The sequence below is a fragment of the Plantactinospora endophytica genome (genome assembly GCF_016862915.1).
Taxonomy (GTDB): domain Bacteria; phylum Actinomycetota; class Actinomycetes; order Mycobacteriales; family Micromonosporaceae; genus Plantactinospora; species Plantactinospora endophytica.
The window spans coordinates 71403-87199 of sequence record NZ_BONW01000032.1 but is presented as its reverse complement, the minus strand read 5'-3'; the positions used below and the strand labels follow the sequence as shown (position 1 = coordinate 87199).

The 15797-nt window shown below is 72.4% G+C and carries 16 protein-coding genes and 1 riboswitch; of the genes, 4 read left to right on the top strand and 12 right to left on the bottom strand.

The window, feature by feature from the left end:
• Nucleotides 1-6: 6 nt before the first annotated feature.
• The gene (gene recQ / locus Pen02_RS29575) at nucleotides 7-1884 is read right to left on the bottom strand and encodes a DNA helicase RecQ (RefSeq protein ID WP_203869415.1); all 1878 of its coding nucleotides are present in this window, start codon (nucleotides 1882-1884) and stop codon (nucleotides 7-9) included.
• Nucleotides 1885-2089: 205 nt separating this feature from the next.
• Nucleotides 2090-2187: riboswitch (cobalamin riboswitch) on the top strand.
• 105 nt (nucleotides 2188-2292) lie between these two features.
• Here recQ and Pen02_RS29570 point away from each other — a divergent pair.
• The 3 genes from Pen02_RS29570 (at nucleotide 2293) to Pen02_RS29560 (ending at nucleotide 5149) form a co-directional block, all read left to right on the top strand.
• Entirely contained in the window at nucleotides 2293-3225 is a 933-nt protein-coding gene (locus Pen02_RS29570; RefSeq protein ID WP_203869414.1) for an ABC transporter substrate-binding protein, read from the top strand.
• An 86-nt stretch (nucleotides 3226-3311) separates the two neighbouring features.
• The gene (locus tag Pen02_RS29565; protein WP_239141514.1) at nucleotides 3312-4346 is read left to right on the top strand and encodes a FecCD family ABC transporter permease; all 1035 of its coding nucleotides are present in this window, start codon (nucleotides 3312-3314) and stop codon (nucleotides 4344-4346) included.
• Nucleotides 4343-5149, top strand: coding sequence for an ABC transporter ATP-binding protein (locus Pen02_RS29560; protein ID WP_203869412.1), 807 nt, complete (start codon nucleotides 4343-4345; stop codon nucleotides 5147-5149). Before Pen02_RS29565 ends, Pen02_RS29560 begins: the two co-directional genes overlap by 4 nt.
• Here Pen02_RS29560 and Pen02_RS29555 read toward each other — a convergent pair whose 3' ends face one another.
• The 11 genes from Pen02_RS29555 to Pen02_RS29505 form a co-directional block, all read right to left on the bottom strand.
• Complete coding sequence (locus Pen02_RS29555) at nucleotides 5150-5497, bottom strand: hypothetical protein (RefSeq protein WP_203869411.1); 348 nt, start codon at nucleotides 5495-5497, stop codon at nucleotides 5150-5152.
• A 4-nt stretch (nucleotides 5498-5501) separates the two neighbouring features.
• The gene (locus tag Pen02_RS29550; RefSeq protein ID WP_203869410.1) at nucleotides 5502-6239 is read right to left on the bottom strand and encodes a WXG100 family type VII secretion target; all 738 of its coding nucleotides are present in this window, start codon (nucleotides 6237-6239) and stop codon (nucleotides 5502-5504) included.
• Nucleotides 6240-6241: 2 nt separating this feature from the next.
• Nucleotides 6242-6577, bottom strand: a complete 336-nt coding sequence (locus Pen02_RS29545) for a type VII secretion target (RefSeq protein ID WP_203869409.1) — start codon at nucleotides 6575-6577, stop codon at nucleotides 6242-6244.
• Nucleotides 6578-6611: 34 nt separating this feature from the next.
• Nucleotides 6612-6905, bottom strand: coding sequence for a hypothetical protein (locus tag Pen02_RS29540; RefSeq protein ID WP_203869408.1), 294 nt, complete (start codon nucleotides 6903-6905; stop codon nucleotides 6612-6614).
• A gap of 80 nt (nucleotides 6906-6985) precedes the next feature.
• Nucleotides 6986-7723, bottom strand: coding sequence for an ABC transporter permease (locus Pen02_RS29535; protein ID WP_203869407.1), 738 nt, complete (start codon nucleotides 7721-7723; stop codon nucleotides 6986-6988).
• Between the two features lie 15 nt (nucleotides 7724-7738).
• Nucleotides 7739-8722, bottom strand: coding sequence for an ABC transporter ATP-binding protein (locus Pen02_RS29530; protein ID WP_203869406.1), 984 nt, complete (start codon nucleotides 8720-8722; stop codon nucleotides 7739-7741).
• Nucleotides 8719-9039: a transcriptional regulator gene (locus Pen02_RS29525; protein ID WP_203869405.1), complete on the bottom strand. Its 321-nt coding sequence runs from the start codon at nucleotides 9037-9039 to the stop codon at nucleotides 8719-8721. The genes Pen02_RS29530 and Pen02_RS29525 overlap by 4 nt, the downstream gene beginning before the upstream one ends.
• Nucleotides 9036-9776, bottom strand: coding sequence for a transporter (locus tag Pen02_RS29520; protein WP_203869404.1), 741 nt, complete (start codon nucleotides 9774-9776; stop codon nucleotides 9036-9038). Before Pen02_RS29520 ends, Pen02_RS29525 begins: the two co-directional genes overlap by 4 nt.
• A 158-nt stretch (nucleotides 9777-9934) precedes the next feature.
• On the bottom strand, nucleotides 9935-11083 hold the full coding sequence (locus Pen02_RS29515) for a serine hydrolase domain-containing protein (RefSeq protein ID WP_372445696.1): 1149 nt from the start codon (nucleotides 11081-11083) through the stop codon (nucleotides 9935-9937).
• A gap of 400 nt (nucleotides 11084-11483) precedes the next feature.
• The gene (locus Pen02_RS29510; RefSeq protein ID WP_203869402.1) at nucleotides 11484-13481 is read right to left on the bottom strand and encodes a HelD family protein; all 1998 of its coding nucleotides are present in this window, start codon (nucleotides 13479-13481) and stop codon (nucleotides 11484-11486) included.
• A 161-nt stretch (nucleotides 13482-13642) separates the two neighbouring features.
• Nucleotides 13643-15058: an ATP-binding protein gene (locus tag Pen02_RS29505; RefSeq protein WP_203869401.1), complete on the bottom strand. Its 1416-nt coding sequence runs from the start codon at nucleotides 15056-15058 to the stop codon at nucleotides 13643-13645.
• A gap of 125 nt (nucleotides 15059-15183) precedes the next feature.
• Here Pen02_RS29505 and Pen02_RS29500 point away from each other — a divergent pair, with 125 nt between their 5' ends.
• Nucleotides 15184-15765 carry an ArsR/SmtB family transcription factor gene (locus tag Pen02_RS29500; RefSeq protein WP_239141504.1) on the top strand — a complete coding sequence of 194 codons (582 nt, stop codon included), beginning with the start codon at nucleotides 15184-15186 and terminating at the stop codon, nucleotides 15763-15765.
• The last annotated feature ends 32 nt before the right edge of the window (nucleotides 15766-15797 follow it).

The window sequence follows — 15797 nt, the reverse complement described above, 5'->3', positions numbered from 1 at the left end:
GGTGCCCTACTCCGCGAGGGTGTCCAGGATCTGCTGGCCGTACTTCGCGAGCTTGTTCTCCCCGACGCCGTTGACCCGGGCCAGGTCGGCCATGGTCGCCGGTGGTTCGGCCGCGATCTGCCGCAGGGTCGCGTCGTGGAAGATGACGTACGCCGGTACGCCCTGCTCCTTGGCGGTCGCCGCGCGCCAGGCCCGGAGCCGTTCGAAGACCGGTTCGGCGGCCGGCGACAGCGCGGCGGCGGCCCCGGCGGCGCGCGGCTTCGCGGTCCGGCCGGTCGACGCGGCCCGGGGCGCCTCCCGGCGCATCATCACCTCGCGCCGCTTGCCGAGCACGTCCCCACTGGCGTCGGTGAGCACCAGCGTGCCGTAGTCGCCCTCGACCGCCAGCAGGCCCTGGGCGAGCAGTTGCCGGACCACGCCGCGCCACTCGGACTCGGTCAGTTCGGTGCCGATGCCGAAGACGCTGAGCTGGTCGTGGCGGTGCTGACTGACCTTGTCGGTCTGCCGGCCGAGCAGGATGTCGATGGACTGGCCGGCACCGAACCGCTGGTCGCGCTCGCGGTGCAGCCGCAGCACGGTGGAGAGCAGCTTCTGCGCGGCGACGGTGCCGTCCCAGGACTCGGGCGGAGTCAGGCAGGTGTCGCAGTTGCCGCACGGCTCGGCCTGCTGACCGAAGTAGGCGAGCAGTTGCACCCGCCGGCAGCGCACCGTCTCGCAGAGCGCCAGCATCGCGTCGAGGTGTGCGCCGAGCACCCGGCGCCGGGCCAGGTCGCCGTCGGACCCCTCGATCAGCTTGCGCTGCTGCACCACGTCCGAGAGCCCGTACGCCAGCCAGGCGGTCGACGGCAGCCCGTCCCGGCCGGCCCGACCCGTCTCCTGGTAGTAGCCCTCGATCGACTTCGGCAGGTCGAGATGCGCGACGAAGCGTACGTCCGGCTTGTCGATGCCCATCCCGAACGCGATCGTCGCCACCATCACCAGCCCGTCCTCGCGGAGGAACCGCTGCTGGTTGGCGGCCCGGGTCGACGCGTCCAGCCCCGCGTGGTACGGCAGTGCCGGTACGCCGTTCTGCACCAGGAACTCGGCGGTCTTCTCCACCGAGGCCCGGGAGAGGCAGTAGACGATGCCGGCGTCGCCGGGATGCTCGGTGCGGAGCAGGTCGAGGAGCTGCTTCTTCGGCTCCCGCTTCGGCACGATCCGGTATTGGATGTTGGGCCGGTCGAAGCTGGCGACGAAGTGCCGGGCGTCCTTGAGGTTGAGTCGGGCGGCGATCTCGGTGTGCGTGTCCGGGGTGGCGGTGGCGGTCAGCGCGATCCGGGGCACGCTCGGCCAGCGCTCGTGCAGCATCGACAACGCCAGGTAGTCGGGGCGGAAGTCGTGGCCCCACTGGGCGACGCAGTGCGCCTCGTCGATTGCGAAGAGCGCGATGCTGCCCCGGTCGAGCAGCCGGAGCACCGACTCCGACCGCAGCGCCTCCGGCGCGAGGTAGAGCAGGTCGAGGTCGCCCGCCAGGAAGGCCGTCTCGACCAGCCGCCGGGCCTCGAAGTCCTGGGTCGAGTTGAGGAAGCCGGCGCGTACCCCGAGGGTGGTCAGCGCGTCGACCTGGTCCTGCATCAGTGCGATGAGCGGCGAGACGACCACCGCGACGCCGTCCCGGACCAGCGCGGGGATCTGGTAGCAGAGCGACTTGCCGCCGCCGGTCGGCATCAGCACCAGCGCGTCGCCGCCGCCGACGAGCTGGTCGATGATCTCGCGCTGCTCGCCTCGGAAGCTGTCGTAGCCGAAGACCCGGCGCAGCACGTCGAGGGCGTCGCCGGTCCGCTGGTCGGTGTCGCCGGTCCGCTGATCGGTCTCGCCGGTCCGCTGGTCGGTGGGGAGGGCCATCCGGCGAATTCTACGAGCACCGCCCGACGGAGACCGACCACTCGACCCGGCGTGTGGATAACCAGGCGACCGGGCCGGCCACCACCCGTCCCGCCCGGTGTCGACGGCCTTCGTGATCAGGGGGAACGTCGTACGGATGGCGCAATGCCGCTGCCGGGTCACGGAGCGGATGCGCTACCGTTCTCCCCGACCACCCCGCAGCGAAGCCGGTGCGAAACCGGCGCTGTCCCGCAACTGTGATGCCTTCCGCACCCGCTCGCCGCCCCGAGGGCACCGAGCCGGGCGTGCGGAGGACGAGCCAGGTCGCCTGCGGCGCGGTCACGGAACGCGCCTTCGAGGAAGGGCGCCCCGTGGGCGGGGCGGAGCACCTGTCGGCGGAGCACCGGACCTCGTCCGACAGGAGGACCGATGACCCGACGTACGCCCCGGTTGCTGGCCGCGCTGCTGGCCGGCGCCACGCTGGCCCTGGCCGGCTGCGCCGCCGACGAACCCGGTCAGGTGCCGGCCACCGGCGCCAGCGGTGCCAGCTATCCGGTGACGGTGGGCACCCTCACCCTCGACAAGCGCCCCGAGAGAATCGTCGTACTCGGGCCGACCGCCACCGAGATGCTCTTCGCGATCGGTGCCGGCGGCCAGGTCACCGCCGCCGACGACAACTCGAACTTTCCGGCCGAGGCGCCGAAGACCGAGCTGTCCGCGTTCACCCCGAACGCGGAGGCGATCGCGGCGAAGAACCCCGACCTGGTGGTACTGACCAACGACCTCAACAAGATCGTGGACCAGCTCGGCCAACTGAAGATCCCGCACTACCTGGCACCGGCGGCGAAGACGCTGGACGACACGTACCGGCAGATCACCGACCTCGGCACGCTCACCGGTCATCCGGCCGAGGCGACCGACCTGGTCACCCGGATGAAGGGCGACATCGACAAGCTCGTCGGCGACGTACCGCAGCGGCCGGCGAAGCTCAGCTACTTCTACGAACTCGGCCCGGAGTACTACTCGGCGACCAGCAAAACCTTCGTCGGTTCGTTGTTCGGCATGGTCGGGCTGGAGAACATCGCCGACCCGGCCGACGCCGACGGCAGCAAGGGCGGCTATCCGCAGCTCGCCGAGGAGGCCATCATCAAGGCCGACCCGGATCTGGTATTCCTCGCCGACACCAAGTGCTGCCAGCAGTCCGCGCAGACGGTCTCGGCCCGCAAGGGCTGGTCCGGGATGACGGCGGTGAAGAACAACCAGGTCGTCGCGCTCGACGACGACATCGCGTCCCGGTGGGGTCCCCGGGTGGTCGAACTGCTCCGGGCGATCGTGGACGCGGTCGCCAAGGTACCCGCTTGAGCGCAGCCGGCACCCCGACCCGCCCCGACGTCCCGGCCGCCGCCGGTCGTGATCCCGGCGACGGCCGGCGCACCCGGCCGGCCGGGCTGCGCCGTCGGTGGCTGGTCGCCGGCTTCGCCGCGATCGGCGTCGCCGCGCTGGCCGGCATCGCGTTCGGGCCGGTCAGCCTGCCGCCGGGCGGCGTCGCCATCGAACTGCTCAACCTGGTACCCGGGGTGCACCTGCACAGCGGCCTGAACGAGCGCGAGATCGCGATCGTCACCGAGCTGCGGCTGCCCCGGGTGGTGCTCGGCCTGCTCGTCGGCGGGATGCTCGCCCTGGCCGGCGGCTGCTACCAGGGCGTCTTCCGTAACCCGCTGGCCGACCCGCACCTGCTCGGCGTCGCCGCCGGAGCCGGTCTCGCGGTGACCGCCGTGATCGTCGTACGCGGGGTCACCGGCGCCGACGTCACGGTCGGGTTGCCGGTCACCGTGCCGCTGGCCGCGTTCGTCGGCGCGCTCGGCGCGGTGCTGCTGACGTACCTGCTCGGCGCGGCCGGTGGCCGGGACCGCTCACCGGCCACGCTGATCCTGGCCGGGGTGGCGGTCTCGGCCTTCCTCGCCGCCGGCCAGACCTACCTGCTGCAACGCAACGCGGAGAGCATCCAGGAGGTCTACTCCTGGATGCTCGGCCGACTGGCCACCGCCGGCTGGCACGACGTACTGGTGGTGCTGCCGTACGCCGTGCTCACCGCCGCCGTGGTGCTGGTGCACCGGCGCGAACTCGACGTACTCGCGCTCGGTGACGACGAGGCGAGCAGCCTGGGGCTGCATCCGCAGCGCTCCCGGCTGCTGCTGGTCGCCGCCGCCTCGCTGGGCACCGCCGCCGCCGTCTCCGTCTCCGGGCTGATCGGTTTCGTCGGCGTCATCGTCCCGCACGTCGTGCGGATGCTGGCCGGGGCGAGCTACCGGGCGATCCTGCCGCTCTCGGTACTCTTCGGCGGCGCCTTCCTGACCCTGACCGACCTGGCCGCGCGTACCGTCGCCGCACCGGCCGAGATCCCGATCGGCGTGGTCACCGCGCTGCTCGGCGGCCCGTTCTTCGCGATCGTGCTCCGCACCACCCGCCGGGTGGCGGAATGACCACGCCGACGACCGTTGCTGCCGTCGAGGTGACCGGGCTCGGCGTCACCCTCGGCGGGGCGCACATCCTGACCGGGGTCGACCTGACCGTCCGGACCGGTGAATGGGTCACCGTGATCGGCCCCAACGGCGCCGGCAAGTCGACGCTGCTCCGCGCGGTCGGCGGCCTGCTGCCGGCCAGCACCGGGGCGGTCTCCCTCTTCGGTACGCCGATCGCCCGGCTCCGCCGCCGGGACCGGGCCCGGACGGTGGCGACGGTGCCGCAGTCCCCGGTCGTACCGGCCGGAATGGCGGTACTCGACTACGTGCTGCTCGGCCGCACCCCGTACGTGCCGCCGCTGGGCCGGGAGTCCGCCGCCGACCTGGCGGTCGCGTACGACGTACTCGACCGGCTGGACCTGACCGGTTTCGCGGCCCGGGCACTGGCGACACTCTCCGGCGGGGAACGGCAGCGCGTCTTCCTGGCCCGGGCGCTGGCCCAGGGCGCCCCGCTGCTGCTGCTCGACGAGCCGACGAGTGCGTTGGACATCGGCCACCAGCAGGAGGTGCTGGAACTCGTCGACCAACTCCGCGCCGATCACGGCCTCACGGTGCTGGCCACCATGCACGACCTCTCGGTCGCCGGCGAGTACGCCGACCGGATGGTGCTGGTCGCCGCCGGTGCGGTGGTGGCCGACGGTCCACCCCGGACGGTGCTCACCGACGAACTGCTCGGTACGCACTACCGGGCCCGGGTCCGGGTCATCGAGGGCGAACACGGCCCCCTCGTCGTCCCGGTCCGGACCCGGCGTGCCGTCGACTAGTCAGGGCGTAGAGTCGCGACGCTCCGCGCTGACGTTGCGGTCGATCTCGTCGCGGACCTTGGCGATCTCGGCTGCGCCGGCCTCGGCCTGCTCGCGCCGCTCCGTCTCGCTGAGCGAGTCGTACCAGGTTGCGAAGCCGGCCGCCTGCTTCGCGATCGCCTCTCCGTAGTACGCGGAGCCCACCGCCTCGGCCAGGCTGATCCGCCCGTCGACCACGTCGGAGGCCATCTCCCGCAGCCGCTCGTCCGGGCTGTTCCGGGCGATGTGCTGGAGCAGTTGGCCGAGGATTCGCGCCCGGGCTCGATCGCCACCCGCAGCGTCCAGCAGCTCACCGTCCTGGTTCGTCATCCCGTCACACACCCGGGTGCTGGTACGCGCCGCCGGGGAGCGGATACTTCGCGAACTCGCCAGAGTCCGCAGATGCAGCCTGGATCATGCCGACGACCTCGTTCATGATCGACATTGCGGTCGTCTCGATCTTCTTGGCCTTGTCGAGGATCTGGAGCAGCTTGTACACCTCGTACGCGGCGACCGCGTAACCCGCGACGGCACCGACGCCGGTCTCGATGGCGGCGGTACCGGCGGATGCGGCGATCGCCGCGATGAGGGCCGCGTCGTAGGCGTCCTTCATCAGACCGGAGTAGACCTCGGCCTGTCGGTAGGTGCCCTCGGCTGCCTTCATGTAGGCCTCGGACATCTTCGCCAGGGCGAACTGCTGGGAGCTGATCGCGCTGGCCAGCGGGGTGAAGTACGCGTACGCCGCGTCGCCGGCCTTTCCGTCCCAGGCCCGGTCGAGTTCGAGGTTGCCGGACGACAGGTTGACCCCGATGTCCTGCATCGCCGCAGCGAGGTTGCTGAACGCGCCGGCGGCCTTCCAGACGGTCTCCCAGTCTCCGCCGAAGAACTTCGCCGCCTCCCCGAAGGCGTCGTATCCGCAGGTCTGCTTGACGAACTCGTTGACGATGTGCGTCGGGCTCAGCCAATCCAGCACTGAACCCGGGTTGGCGAACGGCTGGCCGAGAATCGACTCGGAGCGGGTGGCGGGGTCCGTCAGCCGGCCGACCGGGTCGGCGACGTCGGCGAAGGCCATGGTCAGTCCTTCCGGGCGGAGGGCCTGGGCACCGTCGGGTACGACGCGTCCAGGTTGGCCGCTGCCGTCTGGTCGGTGGCCCGGTAGTGCTGCGCCGCCGCCACGAGCTCCGCCTTGGACTTCTCCAGGACGTCGATCAGATGGTTCAGCATGCCGTTCACCTTCTCCTGGACGCCGGCATGCTGGTAGTAGAGCGGGTTGATCACGCCGCCCTCGCTGAACGCGATGTCACCTGCGTTGCCGGCAAAGTACTTCCGGCACTCGACAGCGTCTTCCTTCGCCCGGTCGACCTGGGCGGAATAGCCGAGTAGGGCCGCCGGATCCACCTTGAACGTCATCGCTCTCCCCCCGGGGTAGCGGTGTCTTTCGCCGTTATCTGAGTAAGGCGTTGCCACCGAGCATCAGGACACCGCTTACGGCGACGAGCGCCAGCCCGATCCCGACCCGCCGCCCGGCGGCCTCCGGCACGGATCCGGCCATCCCGCGTACCGCGAAGTAGACCGCGACGAGGTTGACCGGGATGCCGACCGCCAGCAGGGCGACGACGGAACGAGGCGCACTGTCCTGACTGAGTAGCAGGCTCAGCATCAGCGGTGGCGCGATCGCGAACACGATCACGCCAAGCCCGCCGTAGTACCTCAGGGGCTGATTTGGATCGGTTGCCATCAATGCTCCTTCGTCGACCAGTCTAGCCACCGTCGACAACCCGGGCAGCCCCTCGGCCACCTCGCGGCCGCTCCCCGGAACTAGCTGAACCGGCGGCCCTCGTCACGCCGGTACGCCCAGCCGGCGATCGCGGACAGCACGACGATCCAGACGCCGAGCATGACCACCGAGAGCGGCCTGACCTGGAAGTCGCCGACGGCCGCCCACATCAGCTCGACCGCACCCCGGGTCGGCAGGTACGGGGCGATCGCCTCGATGAACCCGGGCGAGGCTTCGGGCGGGAAGAGCAGTCCGCCGCCGACCGCCAGCGGGAAGAAGACCACCTGGGCGACCACGATCGCCGCCTTGCTCGGCAGCGAGTAGCCGATCGCGAGCCCCATCAGGGTGAACGGCACCGCGACCACGACGATCGTGCCGAGCGCGGCCAGGAACGCCGGGCCGGTGACCCGGGCCTCGGTGCCGACAGCCGCGATCACCACCACCGGGATCAGCGACAGCAGGGTCAGCACCAGCCCGGCGAGGATGCGGCCGGCGAACCGGGGTGCGGCTCCGGTGGGCAGGGTGCGGAGGTACGGGTCCCAGGGCTGCGCCCGGTCCTCGGCCACGCCGATGCCGTACTGGAAGATGTTGGTGCTCATCACCGAGAAGGTGACCATCGCGGCGGTGGCGTAGGTGGCGACGACCGGATCGTCGCCGCTGAACGGTACGACGAAGAAGAGCATCGAGGCGGCCGGGAAGAAGGCGCTGCCGACCAGCGCGATCGGGATCCGGACCGTCTCCAGCAGTTGGTATCTGGCGTGTACGAGCGAGAGTCGCACGATCGGGTCCTCCGGTCAGACGTCGGCGGGCTGGGCGGGCACGGGCTCGGACCGCGCGGCGGCGGGCTGTGCCGAGGCGGTGTCCTGCGGCTGTGCCGAGGTGGCGGTGTCCTGCGGCTGTGCCGGAATGGCGGGCCGGGCCTCGGTGATGGCCAGGAAGGCGTCCTCCAGGCTGCTCGGCCGGATCTCCAGGCCGGAGAACGGGACTCCGCTGCCGACCAGTTCCCGGACCAGTTGGTCCGCGTCGGTGGTGAGCAGGTGGGTGACGCCCTCGGTCCGCTCGACGGCGCGTACCCCGGGCAGTGCCGGCAGTTCCGGGGCGACCAGGCTGACCCGGCGTACCCCGACCAGGTCGCGGATGGCGTTGACGGTGTCGTCGGCGAGCACCCGACCCTGGCCGAGTACCACCACCCGGTGCGCCAGGGCCTCGATCTCCTCCAGGTAGTGGCTGCTCAGCAGCACCGTCCCGCCGTCGGCGTGGAACTGGCGGATGCCGTCCCAGAGTTCGCGGCGGGCGGTGACGTCCAGCCCGGTGGTCGGCTCGTCGAGGAAGACCAGCCGGGGGCGGCCGACGAACGCCAGTGCGACCGCCAGCCGGCGCTTCTGCCCGCCGGAGAGCCCGCCGGTCTGCCGCCGGGTCAGGTCGTCGATGCCGAACCGGCCGAGCAGTTCGGTCCGGGGTACCGGGTCGGCGTAGTGCGCGGAGACGAAGTCGACCACCTCGCCGACCCGCAGTGTGGGCGGCAACCCGGTTTCCTGTGGCGTCATCCCGATCTGCCGGCGGTACGCCGGGTCGCGGGGGTCGCCGCCGAACAGTTCGACCCGGCCGGAGCTGACCCGGCGCAGCCCGACCAGCAGGCTGAGCAGGGTGCTCTTGCCGGCGCCGTTCGGGCCGAGCAGGCCGACGAGTTCACCGGCGGGCAGTTCGAGGTCGACCCGGTCGAGGGCGGTGACGTCGCCGTACCGGCGGGTGGCCTGGACGGCGCGGGCGAGGATCATGGCTTCTCCTCCGTCTGAGCGGGATCGAGCAGGGCGCGGACCGCGAGGGTGTATTCCTCGAAGGCGAACCGGCCGCGCCGGGTGAGCCCGACGAGCGTGGTCGGGGTACGGCCGTGGTGGGTCTTGACGATCTCCACATAGCCGGCCTCTTCGAGTTTGCGCAGGTGCACCGAGAGGTTGCCGGCGGTCATCTGGAGGATGTCCTGGAGCCGGGGGAAGGTGATCCGGTCGCCGTGGTGCAGCGTGGCGAGGGTGGCGGTCACCCGGAGTCGGGCCTGGGCGTGGATCACGGGGTCGAGTTCGGGAGGGCCGTTCACCGGGCACTCCGGGCGCTCCCGCTCGCGGTGCCCGGCAGGCCGGCGGTGACAGCCTGGCCCCGCCTCCGGTCGCGGATCAGGAAGAGGACGCCGGCCGCCAGCATCCCGCCGCCGCCGAGGACCGAGATCACCAGGGCGTGCCAGCCGGGGCCGGCGATCAGCCCGGCGATGTTGATGACGCTGATCCAGACGCCGAGCCGGAAGAGGTTGCGGTCCAGCCAGACGGCGCCGCCGGCCATGTGCAGGGCGCCGGTCAGCCCGACGGCGACGCCGGCCCAGAGCAGTCCGGCGATGTCCTCGGGCAGGTGCTCGGCGACCCGGCCGAGTACGGCGCTGATGCCGCTGAAGCCGAGGCCCCAGGACAGCCCGTACCAGAGGCCGCGTCGCTGGGAGTCGCCGGTGACCTGGCCGTACGTCCGACCGCCGACGATCCCGGAGATGATCCCGGCGGCGACCAGCATGGCGAGCAGGACGAGCAGCGGCAGCCAGGTGGGCAGGTCGACGAAGACCCGGCCGTCCGGCCCGAAGCGCAGGAAGAACAGGCCGAAGCCGATCAGCCAGGCCAGGCCCCAGGGCCAGTAGTACCAGAGCAGGTTCGGGCTGAGTCGGCGGGCCGCCTCGGCCTGCTGGTCGGCGATCAGCCGCAGCGCGGCGGCCGGATCGGCGGGCGGCAGCTCGTCGCGGGCGTCGGTCGGGTCGGGCTCGTCGGTCGACTCGTGGCTAAAGTTCCCGGTCACGTAAACGAGTTTACAACACAAAGTCCGTGGACGAGCAAACTAGTTTTCGGGCACTCGGTGGCTCGGCCGGGCGCCGGGACGGCCCGGCGGGCACGACGGCCGGAGGGCCATGCGGCGCCACGACGCGACCTGACCCTCCGGCCGGAGAGACCCGGTTGTCAGCCGGGAACGCGGGCGCCGGGCAGCGGGTTGTGCAGGGTCGCCGCGCCCGGAGCGGCGGTCAGCGGCCCGGCCGCCGACCAGTGCCCGGAGGTACGGCCCCGGGTGGCCGCCGCCGGTGCCGGCGTACCGCCGAACGCGGTTGCCACGAAGTGGCCCAGCGCCGCGCCGATCGGGTCGGGCTGCCCCGGTACCCAGTAGTGGGTGGCGTTCATCCCGACGCTGACCTGGCGCCGACCGTCCGGCGAGTGCAGCGACAGGGTCTGGTGCCCGAGTACGACACCGTCGTGTCCCCAGGTGGGACCGGTCGGCAACGGCACGCCGAGCAGACCGAGCCCGTACCCGACCCCGTCCGGGTCGGCCGGGTCGGTCGGCACCGTACGGCGCATCTCGGCCAGTTCGGCCGGCCGAAGCAGCCGGCCGCCGAGCAGCGCCCGGAAGAACCTGTTCAGGTCGGCGGTGGTGGAGACCAGGTCACCGACCATCCAGCCCCAGGACATGTTGTAGACGCTGAAGTCCCGCAGGGTGCCGTCGATCCAGGGCACGTACCCGGCCGAGTGCGGCCCGTCGATCCGTGGCTCCGTACCCGGGAAGTAGCTCCGGCGCAGGCCGAGCGGGCGCAGCACGCGGCGGGTGACCTCGACGGCGGCCGGCCGCCCGGTGATCCGCTCCAGCAGCAGCCCGGCGAGCACGTAGTTGGTGTTCGAGTAGGAGTGCCGCTCGCCCGGCGCGTTGGTCGGTGCCTGCCGGAGCCCGATCCCGGCCAGCTCCAGCGGGCGGATCGTGGTGTGCTGGTACTTCTCGATGTTCTCCACCGAGCCGAAGATCACGTGGTCGTAGTCGTTGATCCCGCTGGTGTGGGCGAGCAGCATCCGCACGGTCACCCCGTCCGGGGCGAGCCGGGGCAGGTAGCGGCGCAGCGGCGCGTCGAGTTCGAGCCGGCGTTCGGCGACGAGTTGCAGCAGCACCGTCGAGACGAACGTCTTGGTGACGCTGCCGATCCGGTGCTGGAAGTCCGCCCGCATCGGCCGGCCGGTGGTGATGTCGGCCAGGCCGCTCGCGCCGCGCCAGGTCGCGGCGCCATCGCGTACCTCGGCGAGGACGCCGGGCATCCCGGCGTCGGTGATCGCGCGCAGGGCGTCGCGCAGCGCGTCGTCGGGCAGGCTGCCGGTGCCGGTCCGGGTCGCGCCGACCGGCCCGGCCAGCGCCGGAGAGGCGCCGGCGGCGAGGGCGGTGGCGGCCACGGCCGACCCCGCGACGGTACGCAGGAAGTCCCGACGGGACTGGTGTGGACGGTACGCGGACAACTGGTCCTCCCCCGGTGGATGGTGGTCTGTCCCCTGAAGTCTGGCCCGCGCGGGCCACCGGATCGTCCACATCGGTACCGAGTTCCGTCTCGACACCGTGGACGAGCCGACCCGCCGCCGGTCCGTCGCCGGGTTCCCCCGCGAGGCGGACCCGCGCCGCCCCCCGGTCACCCGAACGCACCGCCGGAACCACTGCGGCCAGACCGCTGCGGCCAGACGATCGAGGTCGGTGCGGGGGAGGTCAGAGCGGTGCGGGCAGCGGTTCGGTGTGCAGCACGGCGAGCCGGGACACCGCCCGGGTCAGCACCACGTAGAGCCGGTGCAGGCCGCGCGGTTCCGCCGCCACGATCCGGGCCGGCTCGACCACGATCACGTGGTCGTACTCCAGACCCTTGGCCAGGGTGGCCGGCACCACCGTGACCCGGGCCGGCGGCTCGACCTCGTCGGCGGTGCTGGTGGCGATCCCGGCCCCGGCCAGCGCGGCACGCAGCCCGTCCGCCTCGGCCTCGGCGGCGATCACCGCGACCGAGCCGTCGTGCTCCAGCGCGGCGCGCACCTCGGCCACCGTCGCGGCCGGCAGATCGGAGACGGTACGGATGTCCAGCGCACCGTCCCGGCGCAGCGACTCGGCCGGCGGTACGTCCACGGCCAGCGCCGGCAGCAGCCGGTTGGCCAGCGCCACCACCACCGCCGGTACCCGGAACCCGATGGTCAGCGGCACCACCGAGGCGTCCGGCTTGCCGAGGTGCCGCAGCGACTCCCGCCAGTCCGTGGCGGCCCACGGCGCGGTGCCCTGGGCGAGGTCACCGAGGAGCGTGATCGAGCCGTGCTCGCTGCGCCGGGCGATCACCCGGCACTGCATCGGGGAGAGGTCCTGGGCCTCGTCCACCACCACGTGCCCGAAGCTGGGTAGCCGCTCGACCAGCCCGGCCGCCTCGTCGACCAGTACGGCGTCGGCCTCGGACCACTTCGTCGCCTTCGCGGTCCGGGGCGGTTTCGGCCAACTCAGCCGGGCCTGCTCGGCCTCGCTGAGCAGCTCGTCGGCGGCGGCGGCCAGCGCCTGCGGGTCGGCCAGCAGCCGGTGCACCAGCCCGTCCGGGGTGACCGCCGGCCAGCAGCGGTCGAGGAACTCGGTGACCGGCTTCGACCGGCCCATCCGGCGCAGCCAGCCCTCGCCGGGAGAGTCGCCCCGGCGCGCCTCCGACTGCCGTTGCAGCAGGCCGACGACCCGGGCCCGGACCCGTTCCCGGCCGGTGGCGTACGGCAGCTCCTCCCGGCGGGCCTCCTCGACCACCCGGCGCAGCGCCTCGGCGGTGATCCGCCACCGGTACGAGCCGTCGGAGACCACCATCGGCTCCTCCGGGGCACGCAGCAGTCCGGCCAGGGCCCGGCGCAGCACCTCGGCCATCCGGGGATCGTGCTTCAGCGCGGCGGTGTCCGGCGGGTCGACCCCGCGTACCGGGGTGTCGAGCAGTTCGGTGACGGTCGACTGGGTCACCTCGACCTCGCCCAGCGCCGGCAGCACCGCCGAGATGTAGGACAGGAATGCCCGGTTCGGCCCGACCACCAGTACCCCGGACCGGCGCAGCCGCTCCCGGTGCAGGTAGAGCAGGTACGCGGCCCGGTGCAGCCCGACCGCCGTCTTCCCGGTCCCCGGCGCACCCTGTACGCAGATCGAGTCGGCCAGGTCGGCCCGGACCAACTCGTCCTGCTCGGGCTGGATGGTGGCGACGATGTCCCGCATCGGCCCGACCCGGGGGCGCTCGATCTCGGCGGTCAGGATCCGGCTGGCGGTGCCGTACTCCTCGCCCCGGTCCAGGTGTTCGTCCTCGAAGCTGGTGAGCTGGCCGGCGCCGAAGCCGAACCGCCGCCGGACCTGCACCCCCTGCGGGTCCCGGACGGTGGCCCGGTAGAACGAGCGGGAGATCGGGGCCCGCCAGTCCAGCACCATCGGCTCGCCGGCCGGGTCGGTGACGTGCCGCCGGCCGATGTGGTAGTTGGCGTCGGCGAAGTCGAGGCGGCCGAAGAAGAGCGGGGTACTCGGGTCGTCGGCGAGTTCGGCGACCCGCCGGGAGAGAGCCCGGCCGAGCGTTTCGGCCGCGTACGCGTCACCGGCGACGTCCTGACCGGTGCGGAAGAGCGACTCGGCGTGCTCCCGCATCCGGCGCAGCGCGGCCCGGGAGGCGGCCAGGTGTGCGCGTTCGTACTCCAGGTCGGTGTCGAGATCCTGTGCGGGCATGCTGGTTCCCATCGGCGCATCAGCGCGTCGGCTGCTCGCTCGCGTGTCCGGGGGCGGATGGCCGGCTCCCGGCGCGGGGACGTCCGCTGCGGTGCTTTATCACCTCGGCCGTCAAGCGGCCAGCAACACTACCTGCGGCTCAGCTCCTGTTCCACCGAATTTCACCTGCCGCGCCGGCCGGACCGCCGACCCGGTGCGCCCGCCAGCATGTCGGCCGGGGTGAAGGTGCGCACCTCCGGGTGGCCGGCCAGCGCCTCGTCGCCACCGCCACGTGACCAGAACCCGAAGGTCAGGCCGGCCGGTCCGGGCGGCGGCAGGTGGCCGGCCCGGCGTCGCAGGTCGGTCAGGTCGCGCAGGGTGAGCGGCTTGCTCTGCCACCGGGCCTCGCCGACGAGTACGGGGTCGTCGCCGGCCAGTCCAAGCACGTCGATCTCGGCGGTCTCGTCCTTCCACCAGCGGCCGACGACGGTTTCGGCCGGCAGGGCGCCGGTGGCCACCAGGTGCTGGGCGTGCTCCCGGGCCGCCGCTTCGAAGACCCGGGCGACGTGCGTCTGCCAGCGCCCCCAGGTGCGTCGCCGGACCGCAGGCCCCTGGCCGCCGTCGATCAGGTCGGCGTCGTCACGCAGCACGGCGAACCAGTACGCGAGGTAGTCGTCGGCGATCTCGTACATCGGATCGGCGGAGCCGCCTGCGCCGACCGGGCGTACCGCGCGGACGTAACCGGCTCGGCGCAGCCGGTCGAGGGTGTAGTCGATCCGCTGCTGGGCCCGGCCGGCGATCCGGGAACGTCGCCGGGCCCCACCGGCCATCGCGGTCAGCACCCGCTCGTAGCCGCCCCGCCAGTCGAGGTCCTCGGAGAGAATGTCCGGCGCGTCGCGTAGCAGCAGGCCGCCAGGGGTGAAGGCCAGCTCGTCCAGGTTCTCCTCGCTGGAGCGCCCCGCCGACCACCGGCTCAGATGCAGCGGGTAGCCGCCGCAGGCCGCGTACGCCTCCAGGAACTGCTCGGGGGGCAGGTCGGGCAGGAAGGCCCGGGCGTCCCGCAGCGGGAACGGGTCCATCCGGCGCTCGACGCCGGCCCGGCGGTGCAGCCCGCCCTGCGGGCCGAGCATCTGCTCCATCACCGCGACCGCCGATCCGGAGAGCACCAGCAACAGCCGCTGGTCGCGAAGGTGATTCTCCCAGACGGCTGAGACGGTGTCGGCGAAGTCGGCGTGCCCGCCGGTCAGCCGGGGCGCCTCGTCGAGCACCACCAGCAGCGGGTCGGTGCGGGCCAGCCGGGCGACGAACCGCAGCGCGGTCTCCCAGTCCGGGAAGGTCGCCGGGGCCAGGTCGGCCACCTCGTCGCCGAGTTGCTCGCGCAGCGCCTCGGCGAGCCGGCGAAGCTGCCGGTCGTCGGAGTCCTGTCGGGTGGCGGTGAAGTAAACCGCCCGCTTGTCCCGGGCGAAGTGGGTGAGCAGGTAGGTCTTGCCCACCCGGCGCCGGCCCCAGACCACCGCCAGCTCAGGATGACCCTCGGTGGCCCGCTGCCAGGCCGAGGCCAGCTCCGTCAGCTCGGCTACCCGCCCCACGATCGGCATGAAGGCAGCGTACTACAAACAGTTTGTAGTACCTGCTGTTTGTAGTACAGACAGTTCGTAGTGCGCACCGGGTTGCATCACCAGGTCGTTACCGCTGGGCGGGGCCGAGGCGGAATCATGGGCGGATGACCGAACGCCCCGTCGAGCAGCGGCCGATGATGATCAGCGATCCGCAGGTGATGCGGGCGCTGGCGCACCCGGCCCGGCTGGAGATCATGGAGCACCTGACCACCACCGGGGCGGCGGTCACCGCCACCGAGTGCGCCGAGATCGTCGGGCTCTCGCCCAGCGCGGTCAGCTACCACCTTCGGGAGTTGGCCAAGTTCGGGCTGGTCGAGCAGGCACCGAGCCGGGGCGACGCCCGCGAGCGGCTGTGGCGAAGCAGCGTCGGTTCCTGGGGGGTGGAGGTCGGCCAGGACGCGCCGCCGGAGGCGCGGGCCGCGCAGGAAACCCTGATCGAGGTGTACGCCGCCCGCGACATGGCGCGGGTCCGGGACTGGGCCCGCCGGACCGGCGACGAGCCGAAGGAGTGGTACGACGCCGCCCAGTACGGCGGTGCGGCACTGATGCTGACCGCCGAGGAGCTGACCGCACTCAACGAGGCGGTACGCGCGTTGATGAAGCCGTACCGGCGGCGGGAGCGGGTCGACCCACCCGAGGGTGCCCGCCCGGTGATGGTGCACTACGCGGCGCTGCCGATGGACTGAACCGCAGAGCTTGCGTACGACAGATGTGAAGG

Coding starts and splice junctions, on each gene's coding strand:
- recQ (WP_203869415.1), bottom strand. CDS start 1,884: ATGGCCCTCCCCACCGACCAGCGGACCGGCGAGACCGATCAGCGGACC.
- Pen02_RS29570 (WP_203869414.1), top strand. CDS start 2,293: ATGACCCGACGTACGCCCCGGTTGCTGGCCGCGCTGCTGGCCGGCGCC.
- Pen02_RS29560 (WP_203869412.1), top strand. CDS start 4,343: ATGACCACGCCGACGACCGTTGCTGCCGTCGAGGTGACCGGGCTCGGC.
- Pen02_RS29555 (WP_203869411.1), bottom strand. CDS start 5,497: ATGACGAACCAGGACGGTGAGCTGCTGGACGCTGCGGGTGGCGATCGA.
- Pen02_RS29550 (WP_203869410.1), bottom strand. CDS start 6,239: ATGGCCTTCGCCGACGTCGCCGACCCGGTCGGCCGGCTGACGGACCCC.
- Pen02_RS29545 (WP_203869409.1), bottom strand. CDS start 6,577: ATGACGTTCAAGGTGGATCCGGCGGCCCTACTCGGCTATTCCGCCCAG.
- Pen02_RS29540 (WP_203869408.1), bottom strand. CDS start 6,905: ATGGCAACCGATCCAAATCAGCCCCTGAGGTACTACGGCGGGCTTGGC.
- Pen02_RS29530 (WP_203869406.1), bottom strand. CDS start 8,722: ATGATCCTCGCCCGCGCCGTCCAGGCCACCCGCCGGTACGGCGACGTC.
- Pen02_RS29510 (WP_203869402.1), bottom strand. CDS start 13,481: ATGCCCGCACAGGATCTCGACACCGACCTGGAGTACGAACGCGCACAC.
- Pen02_RS29505 (WP_203869401.1), bottom strand. CDS start 15,058: ATGCCGATCGTGGGGCGGGTAGCCGAGCTGACGGAGCTGGCCTCGGCC.
- Pen02_RS29500 (WP_239141504.1), top strand. CDS start 15,184: ATGACCGAACGCCCCGTCGAGCAGCGGCCGATGATGATCAGCGATCCG.